General features: G+C 71.0%; 10 protein-coding genes. 3 read left to right on the forward strand and 7 right to left on the reverse strand.

Features of this window, described 5'->3' with window-relative positions:
* Positions 1-663: MATE family efflux transporter (locus tag B351_RS0100990; RefSeq protein WP_019397191.1), on the reverse strand; the 663-nt coding region annotated here is incomplete at its 3' end.
* Positions 664-868: 205 nt separating this feature from the next.
* Positions 869-2,242, reverse strand: a complete 1,374-nt coding sequence (gene mgtE, locus B351_RS0100995; protein ID WP_019397192.1) for a magnesium transporter — start codon at positions 2,240-2,242, stop codon at positions 869-871.
* Between the two features lie 391 nt (positions 2,243-2,633).
* On the opposite strand from mgtE, the gene B351_RS0101000 reads away from it, so the two are divergent.
* The gene (locus tag B351_RS0101000) at positions 2,634-3,395 is read left to right on the forward strand and encodes a spermine synthase (protein ID WP_019397193.1); all 762 of its coding nucleotides are present in this window, start codon (positions 2,634-2,636) and stop codon (positions 3,393-3,395) included.
* A gap of 6 nt (positions 3,396-3,401) precedes the next feature.
* Here B351_RS0101000 and B351_RS0101005 read toward each other — a convergent pair whose 3' ends face one another.
* The 3 genes from B351_RS0101005 to B351_RS0101015 all read right to left on the reverse strand — a co-directional run bounded on the left by B351_RS0101005 (position 3,402) and on the right by B351_RS0101015 (position 4,758).
* Entirely contained in the window at positions 3,402-3,986 is a 585-nt protein-coding gene (locus B351_RS0101005; protein WP_019397194.1) for a beta-lactamase hydrolase domain-containing protein, read from the reverse strand.
* 8 nt (positions 3,987-3,994) lie between these two features.
* On the reverse strand, positions 3,995-4,324 hold the full coding sequence (locus B351_RS0101010; RefSeq protein WP_026010205.1) for a thioredoxin family protein: 330 nt from the start codon (positions 4,322-4,324) through the stop codon (positions 3,995-3,997).
* Between the two features lie 125 nt (positions 4,325-4,449).
* A complete protein-coding gene (locus B351_RS0101015) occupies positions 4,450-4,758 on the reverse strand; it encodes a hypothetical protein (RefSeq protein ID WP_019397196.1) in 309 nt (102 codons plus the stop codon).
* A gap of 346 nt (positions 4,759-5,104) precedes the next feature.
* Here B351_RS0101015 and B351_RS0101020 point away from each other — a divergent pair, with 346 nt between their 5' ends.
* A complete protein-coding gene (locus B351_RS0101020; RefSeq protein ID WP_039730684.1) occupies positions 5,105-5,578 on the forward strand; it encodes an ABC transporter substrate-binding protein in 474 nt (157 codons plus the stop codon).
* On the forward strand, positions 5,575-6,531 hold the full coding sequence (locus B351_RS0101025) for a cation transporter (protein ID WP_019397198.1): 957 nt from the start codon (positions 5,575-5,577) through the stop codon (positions 6,529-6,531). Before B351_RS0101020 ends, B351_RS0101025 begins: the two co-directional genes overlap by 4 nt.
* 230 nt (positions 6,532-6,761) lie before the next feature.
* Here B351_RS0101025 and B351_RS0101030 read toward each other — a convergent pair whose 3' ends face one another.
* On the reverse strand, positions 6,762-7,319 hold the full coding sequence (locus B351_RS0101030; protein WP_019397199.1) for a DUF2058 domain-containing protein: 558 nt from the start codon (positions 7,317-7,319) through the stop codon (positions 6,762-6,764).
* 73 nt (positions 7,320-7,392) lie between these two features.
* Positions 7,393-8,259 carry a GIY-YIG nuclease family protein gene (locus B351_RS0101035; RefSeq protein ID WP_198006193.1) on the reverse strand — a complete coding sequence of 289 codons (867 nt, stop codon included), beginning with the start codon at positions 8,257-8,259 and terminating at the stop codon, positions 7,393-7,395.
* Positions 8,260-8,431 lie beyond the last annotated feature (172 nt).

Consider the following 8,431-nt stretch of genomic DNA (forward strand, 5'->3'; position numbering starts at 1 on the left):
GGCGCGCAGCACCCGCCACACCACCGCCGCCGCGACCAGGCAGGTGGTCCATTCGGCGATCGCCGTGCCCAGGCCGATGCCGCGCGCGCCCAGGTCGAGCACGCCGGCCAGGCAAACGTCCAGCACCGCGTTGAGCCCATTGAGCAGCAATTGCACCGCCAGCAGGGTGCGGCTGCGTCCCAGTCCCACCAGGGCACCGCACAGCGCGTACAACGCCAGCGCCGCCGGCGCGCCCCAGACCCGCGCGGCAAAGTAGTCCGCGCCGGTCCCAGCCACCGCCGGACTGGCCTCCATCACGGCGAAATAGCCGGCCACCAGCGGCCACTGCAGCAACCAGATGGCCACGCCCAGGCCCGCGCCCAGCAGCAGCGGCCGCGCCAGCGCCGCGCGCACCTCGGCCTCGTCGCCGGCGCCGGCGGCCTGGGCCACGAAGCCGGTGGTGGCCATGCGCAGGAAGCCGAAGCTCCAGTAGACGAAGTTGAAAAGCAGCGCGCCCAGCGCCAGGGCGCCAAGGTCGGCGGTGCTGCCGTAGCGGCCGATCACCGCGGTATCGACCAGCCCCAGCAGGGGCACCGAGGCATTGGCCAGGATGATCGGCCAGGCCTTGCGGGCGATGGCGGCGCGGGTCAGCGGCGTGGAGCCGGAAGCTTCGGATGCGGACATGCGCGAATGATGCCGGATGGCGGGCGCAGCCCGGACGCGTCCCCAGCGTCGTCCCGTCCTTGGGTCGTGACCCGGTGGCTCCGGGTGGCAAGCAAGCCGGCAGGAAGCCGGGCCATCGACGGCTGCAATGGCGCGGCTTCCAGCGCGCGGGGTCGTGGATGCGGCCTTGCCGGGGCTACGCGGGGCACGGGCTCCGGACAGCCGGCTACAGCAGCGTGCCGCCCAGGATCAGCGCGGCGATGCTGAAATAGATCACCAGCCCGGTGACGTCGACCAGCGTGGCCACGAACGGCGCAGAGGCGCTGGCCGGGTCGAAGCCCAGGCGCTGCAGCACGAACGGCAGCATCGAGCCGGACAGCGAGCCGAAGCCCACGATCCCGACCAGCGCCGCGGCGATGGTCAGCGCCACCATCCCCCAGTGCGGGCCGTAGTCGTACAGCCCGGCGTACTGCCACACGGCAATGCGCACGATCGCCAGCAGGCCGAGGATGGCGCCCAGTACCGCGCCGGTGGGGATCTCGCGCAGGGCCACCTTCCACCAGTCGCCCAGGCGCAATTCGCGCAACGCCAGCGCGCGGATCAGCAGCGAGGTGGCCTGCGAGCCGGAGTTGCCGCCGGAGCTCATGATCAGCGGGATGAACAGGGTCAGCACCACCGCCCGCGCCAGCTGGTCCTCGAAGTGCTGCATCGCGCTGGCGGTCAGCATCTCGCCCAGGAACAGCACGCCCAGCCAGCCGGCGCGCTTGCGGATCATCTCGCCGAAGCCGATGCGCATGTACGGCTTGTCCAGCGCCTCCATGCCGCCGAACTTGTGCACGTCCTCGGTGGACTCGGCGATCAGCGCATCGAGCACGTCGTCCACGGTGACGATGCCCAGCACGTGCCCGCGCGCGTCCACCACCGGGATCGCCAGCAGGTCGTGGCGCCGGATCAGGCGCGCCACCTCCTCCTGGTCCATCTGCGCGTCCACCGCGACCGGCGGCGTGGCCTGGGCCACCTGCAGGATCGGCGCGTCCGGCTCGCCGGTGATCAGGCGGCGCATGGTCACCACCTGCACCAGGGTCTGTTCCCGCGGATCGAGCAGGTAGATGGCGTAGACGGTCTCGCGGCTGCGCTCGACCTCGCGCACGTATTGCAAGGTGCGGCCGACGGTCCAGTCCGCCGGCACTGCCACGAACTCGGTGGTCATCAGCGCACCGGCGGTGTTGGGCGGGTAGCGCAGCAGCTTGCGGATCGCATCGCGGGGGTCCGGATCCAGCCGCCACAGCAGCTGGTCGCGGTGCTTCGCGTCCAGGCCCTGGAAGATGTCGGTGGCGCGATCATGGGCCATCTGCCCGAGCCAGCCGGCCGCCAGCGCCAAGTCCTGCCGCGCCACCAGCACGCTGGCGTCGCGCAGCTCGGGCTGCTCCAGGAGTTCCACCGCGCGTGGCACCGGCAGCGCCGCGAGCACCGCCGCCGCATCGTCGCGGTCCATGCTGTTGAGATGCTCCACCGCATCGGCGGTGTCGAGCGCGGCCAGGGGTGCAGCGAGGGTGACGGCCGCCGCGCCGGGCTGCCGCAGCAGGATCGGGTTCTTCATCGGGTTCGCCTCGTTTGGGCCACGGGCCGGCGGCAGCGGCGGCGAACCAGTCCCGATCGCTCAGGCGGTCGCCAGCACCGTCAGCGGCCCGGGGCCGGGATGACTGTCGCTGGACATTGGTATCTGGACTCCGAAAGGCGCCTGCACGCCACGTGCGGCGCCTGCGCGAAAGCGTCGCGGAACGACGCACCGGCGGCGTGCCGCCACCGGCGGCGCGCAGTCTGCTCCCGTGCATCGGATGTGGTCAACGGGCCACGGATGCGACGGATCGTCCCGCCATCGTGGTTACCGCCCCGCCCCGCGCGATGCGGCCGCGATGGAGCGGAACTTGAACCCTCCGCCCGGATTGACCAGCATGGGGGTCCATCCACCGCAACAGGAGGAACCCGGATTGATTCCATCCAACGGCCACCGCGCCGGTCTCCGCCTGCATCTCCCGCCGGTTGCACCGGCCGCTTCCAACCACCTGCTCGCCGACGAGCACACCGGTCTGCAGCACGTCGTCGTCACCCGCCACCCGCGCTTCGGAGGCCAGCTCTTCCTCGACGGCGACCTCCAGATCTCCGAATCCGACGTCGCCTACGGCGTCGCCATGACCAGCCCGCTGCTGGCCCATCCGCGCCTGGAACGCGTCGCCATCCTCGGCGGCGGCGACGGTGGCGTGCTTGCCGAGCTGATCCGCACCCTCGAACCGCTGGACGCGCTGCCGTCCGAGCTGACCATGGTCGAGATCGACCCGCGGGTCATGGAGCTCTGCCGCCAGCACCTGCCGGCGCTGTGCGGCGACGCCTTCGACAGCCCGCACGCGCGCATCGTCACCGGCGATGCCTTCGCCTGGATCGCGCAGGCACGCGACCTGGATGCCGTGGTCTACGACCTGACCATGGACCCGGTGCGCGAGGGCCAGTCCCGCGCCGAATTCATCACCGGCATCATCGGCCACATCGCGCGCGCCCTGCGCCCCGGCGGCGTGCTGAGCATGCAGTGCTGCGGCCATGGCCGCGACGATGCCGCCGACCGCGCCCTGCGCCGCGAGGTGCTGCCGCTGATCCGCCAGGCGGTAGACGCACACTTCGCCCGGCGCTGCGAGCAGGACGTGCTGGTCCCGTCCTACCAGGACCTGTGGACCTTCCTCAGCGCGCGCAGGCGCTGAGCTGGCTCAGCCGCCGTCCGCGCAGGCCGCCACATCGGCGGCATCGGCAATGCAGTGCGCCTGGCGCAGGCGTTGGCGTACCACCGGTTCCAGCCCAGTGAGGCCCCAGCGCCGGCCCTCGTCGATCGCGGCCTCCTCGTCGGCACCGTGCAGCCAGGCCGCGCGCAGGGCCGCCAGGGCCCCCACGCGGTTGCCGCTGGCGCAATGCACCAGGGTCGGCCCCCCGCTTCCGGCCAGCAGCGCGTCGAAGGCCAGCACCGCCTCGCGGTCGATGTCCTGCGGCCCGGCGATCGGCAGGTTGGCGTAGTGCAGTCCGGCCGCGCGCACCGCGGCGGCCTCGTCGAAATCGGGTGTCTCGGCATCGGGCGTGAGGTCGATCACCCGCACGATGCCGGCTGCCTGCAAGGCCGGCAGGTCGGCGGCCTGGATGCGGCCGCCGGAACGGATCCCCTCGGCGGGCGTGCGGAACCGCTCCAGCACCGCGGCCGCTTGCGCTGGCGCGGCGTCCTTCCCGTCGCCGGCCAGCGCCGCGCCCGCCTGCGCAAGCGCCAGCAGCGCCACCCGCGCGTACTTCATCGCGTCCATCGCCATGCCCCCGATCAGCCGCCCACCAGCGCCGCGCGCAGCGGCTGCAGGTCCTCGCCGGCCACGGGCCGTACCACCCGCGCCAGTTCCTGGCCATCGAGCAGCAGCACCAGGGTCGGCCACAGCTTCACCTTGAACGAGCGTCCCAGCGGCTTGCCGCGGCCGTCCTCGATCTTCAGGTGCTGCAGCTGCGGATGCTCGGAGGCCAGCGCCTCGATCGCCGGCTGCGCCCCCTGGCAGTGCGGGCACCACGGCGCACCGAACTCGAGCAACAGCGGGCCCTCGCGCGCGTCCACCTCGGCGCGGGAAGGCTCGGCTTCCAGGTAGTGGTTGGTATAGGCCATCAACAGCTCCAGCTCGTGCGCAGGTTGCAAAGCGTAGCCCGGATAGGCGTAGCACACCCGTGCTCCGATACAGCCTCCCTGGTCGCGGCATTGCCAGGCGCGTCCCGGCTGCACTCCGATGACGCCTACAGCCGCTCCACCCGCGTCGCCCGCACCAGCACCTCGTCCTGGCGGAAGCGGCGCTCCAGGCCCTTGCGGTAGGACACCCACCAGCCGTGGTCCACGTGGTCGGCCATCACCTCCAGCAGCACCACGTCGTCACGCTGCACGTCGCCCTCGTCGTCCTCCCACAGCCCGACCGCCGGCGAACGCACGAACGCGGTCACCCCGCCGAAGCGCTCGGCCAGCGCTGCGCGGACCTCGTCATACAGGGCCCGCGGGAACGCCTGGCCATCGTTGTCGCGCAGCGGCAGGAACAGCTGGATCAGGTGCATGGATCGGGCCTGGCTTTGGCCGCAGGCTCCCACCGCGGGTGTTGCCGGCATGTGATCCAGTGCCCGTCGGCCCGCGCACCATCCCTCAATGTCGCCCCGGGGTGAGCCGGGGCCCGGTGGCGTTCCAGGACCACGGGGAGGGAGGAAGCCGGGTGCGCTTCGCTTCCGGGCCATGCAAGAGCGTCGCCTTCAAGGTGGTGGGGCCGTGGCGACGGCACGGGCGTCGTGCGCCTGGAGGACGCGGGTGCGCGCGGCCGAAGGCCGCATCCGGGACGCCAACACCGGCAAGCCCCAGACTCCGCCGACCTGACATCGCGTTCACCCCGCAGCGCCCATAAGAGCGTCCATGCATCGCATCCCTGCCCTGGCATGCGTGGTGGCGCTGGCCGCTCTGGCCGGCTGCGGCCCGTACCCGCGCGATGCCGACGATCTCAGCCGGCAGGCCGCGCAGGACGCCATGCGCGTGGGCGCCAGCGACGATCCGCCGTGGGTACGGATCGCGCCCGACGGCAGCGTTTCCGGCCCGGAAGCGGAACTGGTGCAGCGCTTCGCCGCCGCGCATGGCTACCGCGTGGAATGGAAGCCCGGCGGCCACGACGCGCTGCTGGGCGAGCTGGAACACGCGCGCCTGCATGCGGTGATCGGCGGCTACCACCCCGACTCGCCGTGGCAGCCCAAGGTCGGCTGGGCGCGCCGGCTGGGCCTGCGCGCCGGGGGCGACGGTCCCATGCCCGAGCGCCGCGTCGCCCTGCCGCCCGGGCAGCCGGCCTGGCACCTGTCCTTCGACCAGTACCTGGTGGACCAGGAGGGCGCGCAATGAACCCCATCGCCCTGCGCCCGCCGGCGCGCGAGCTCCCCGGCGAACAGCGCCGGGCCCTGCGCCGCGCCGAGCACCTGTGCTGGTGGACGCTGCTGGTAATGGGCCTGGTCGCGACCATGATGTACTTCGTGATGGGCGGCTCGCAGGCAATGAAGACCGCGCTGGTCGAGGACATCCTCAGCCTGGTGCCGCCGGTGGCCTTCCTCGTGGCCAGCCGCTTCCGCCGCAAGGGCGTGGACGCCGAATACATCACCGGCCGCGAGCGCGCGTTCGACATCAACTTCCTGATCTCGTCCGTGGCGCTGACCGGCGTGGGCCTGGCCCTGGTCTACGACGGCCTGCATACCCTGCTCACCGCCACCCGCCCGGTGGTGGGCACGATGGTGTTTGGCGGCCACGTGGTGTGGCAGGGCTGGATCATGATGGGCGCCATGGTGGTCTCGGTGGTGCCGCCGGTGATCCTGGGCCGCAAGAAGATGGAGCTGGCCGAACAGCTGAGCCTCAAGCCGCTGCACACCGACGCCGACGTGGGCAAGGCCGACTGGATGACCGGCCTGGCCGGCATCGCCGGCGTGGCCGGGATCGGCATGGGCTGGTGGTGGGCCGACGCGGCCGCGGCGCTGTTCATCGCCGGCAGCGTGCTGCACGACGGTGCCAGCAACCTGCGGGCCGCGGTGCGCGACCTGCACGACGCCCGCCCGCAGAAGCTCGACCGCAGCGATCCCGATCCCCTGCCCGGCCAGCTGGCCCGTGCCGTCGCCGACCTGCCCTGGGTGCATGGCTGCGCCGTGCGCCTGCACGAGGAAGGCTTCCACCTCTCCGGCATCGTGTTGCTGGACAACGCCAGCCTCAGCGCTGCGCAGGCCGAAGAGATCAGGCAGCTCGCACGGTCGATGAACTGGCGGGTCGACGCGGTGGACGTGGCCCTGCGTGGCACCCGGAGCCACAGCTGAAAACCGGGGTCAGAGTGCAATTTCGCAGCGAGGCCAGCCAAGCCTCTATACCGGTCCTCTCTCTAATCCCCCTGCCGTGGCGAAAGCGGCTCACTCAGACCTGGCCGTCTCATCCCGGACTACCAGATGAGAAAATGCACTCTGACCCCGGTTTTCACCGCCGGGCTGACAGCTCAACCGCCATCCCGAAAGGCACAGCGTGAAATCGCACTCTGACCCCGGTTTTGGGCTTACCAGATCAGGTCGTCCGGCACCTTGAACTGGGCGTAATAGGCGTCGTCCTCGCTGGTCGGCGTCTCGGCGTCGGCCTCGGCCTGGCCGTGGTCAAGCACCACCAGCTGTGGCGCGCGCGCCAGCACCTGGTCGGCGGCCACCCGCGGCAGCAGGTCGTAGCTGTCGCCGGAGGCCACGATCACCAGCGCGCCGGCGGCGAGCTTGCGGCGCTGGTCGGCGTCGATCAGCAGGGTGCGGATCGCGCCGTCGGCGGTGAAGCGGTACTCCGACTCGCCGCTGCGCGGCACCTTGCGCTCGCGGATGATCTGCCGCGCCTGCGCCAGCATTTCCTTCTGCTGCGCCTCCAGCTTGCGCTCGACCTCCAGCGCGCGGTCGCGCTCGGCCTTCTCGGCCCGCGCACGCTGCGCCTCCAGCTCGATCTCGCTGGGGCCGGCCCCGCCGCCCTTGGCATTGCGCGCCTTGGCCTGCTCGCGCGCCACCTGCGCCACCTTGGACTTCTTGACCAGCCCGGCCTTGAGCAGCTGTTCCTGGAGGGGGTTGATGGCCTTGGCCATGGCGGGCACCGCGTGTTCTGAAAGGCGGATCAGGATACCCGCCCCGAGGCCGCGCTGCCGCAGGCAGCAAGGATCAGTTGTCGTTCAAACCGTAGGGCGCGCGGGTATGCAGGCGCTGCTTCCAGTGGCCTTCGATCTCGATCACCTCGGCCACAGGCATATCCGGTCCGACGCGCTGCAGGATCGAGAACTCCAGGTTCTCCTTGCGGCATCCGCGCAGGAGCTTGTTGCCGCCGTGTCCGTCCTTCGCGTATCCCTGCCAGCGGCCGAGGATATTGTCCGCGCCGTAGGCCGATCCGACGTAACCCTTTCCGGATTGACGGTCGAAGATGTAGTAGATGCCGCGCCACTGGCACAGCGCCGCCTTCCAGCTCGTCGGCAGTACCGCCAGCTCCTCCCAGCGCAGCACCAGCTGCTGCCAGTCCGGCACCTTGCGGACCAGCATGCTTTCCTCGTGGATCGCCCGAACCGGGATGACGTTGCGATCCGCCCAGCGCCACCAGGAACGCTCGATACCAGGCCAGGTCAGCACCAGCCGGCCCTTCCACGCCGCAAGCACCGGCTCCAGCTGCAAGTCGAAGCGCGCCAACGATTCCCGCCCCGGCACAGCGCATCCGAGCGCAAAAAGCTCCTGCATGTGCGGCGTGGCCTCCAGGGCCTCCCGGCTGACGACCTGCGCCCCAGCCACGCGATAGATCCCCACAAAAAGCGCAGCACCGGCCTCATGCCCTATCAGGGAAACCAGGTAAGTGGCCCGCTGCAAGGCGGCCTCCACCCGCGGGCCGTGCTGGCTCTGGTAGGCGTTGTAGAGGTCGTGGCGATCGGCGGCCAACCATGGGAGCACTTCGCGGAGCGTCTTCTCCGCGGGCCGGTGCCGCATCACCAGGGTGGCTTCCGGATCGATGCCTGCCTTCCCGAGCAGATCGTTGAGATCGATCAAGCCACCCGTCCCCGTCAATTCCATGCTCATCCCCTGCCCCCGTGTGCTGCGATTGGCCGGCAGCATTCTTCGGGAGCCAGCAAGTCGTCAACAGGTATCCGGAGCAGCCAAAGAAGGCCACCCGAAGGTGAATCGCCCCGGCTTCTGTAGACACCCCGAAGCCTCAAATTGA

The sequence above is a fragment of the Pseudoxanthomonas sp. GW2 genome, assembly GCF_000283075.1.
Classification (GTDB): Bacteria; Pseudomonadota; Gammaproteobacteria; order Xanthomonadales; family Xanthomonadaceae; genus Pseudoxanthomonas.

What these genes read in the sequence shown, in the direction of transcription:
- mgtE (WP_019397192.1), bottom strand. Translation starts at nt 2,242, where the DNA reads ATGAAGAACCCGATCCTGCTGCGGCAGCCCGGCGCGGCGGCCGTCACC.
- B351_RS0101005 (WP_019397194.1), bottom strand. Translation starts at nt 3,986, where the DNA reads ATGGCGATGGACGCGATGAAGTACGCGCGGGTGGCGCTGCTGGCGCTT.
- B351_RS0101010 (WP_026010205.1), bottom strand. Translation starts at nt 4,324, where the DNA reads ATGGCCTATACCAACCACTACCTGGAAGCCGAGCCTTCCCGCGCCGAG.
- B351_RS0101015 (WP_019397196.1), bottom strand. Translation starts at nt 4,758, where the DNA reads ATGCACCTGATCCAGCTGTTCCTGCCGCTGCGCGACAACGATGGCCAG.
- B351_RS0101020 (WP_039730684.1), top strand. Translation starts at nt 5,105, where the DNA reads ATGCATCGCATCCCTGCCCTGGCATGCGTGGTGGCGCTGGCCGCTCTG.
- B351_RS0101025 (WP_019397198.1), top strand. Translation starts at nt 5,575, where the DNA reads ATGAACCCCATCGCCCTGCGCCCGCCGGCGCGCGAGCTCCCCGGCGAA.
- B351_RS0101030 (WP_019397199.1), bottom strand. Translation starts at nt 7,319, where the DNA reads ATGGCCAAGGCCATCAACCCCCTCCAGGAACAGCTGCTCAAGGCCGGG.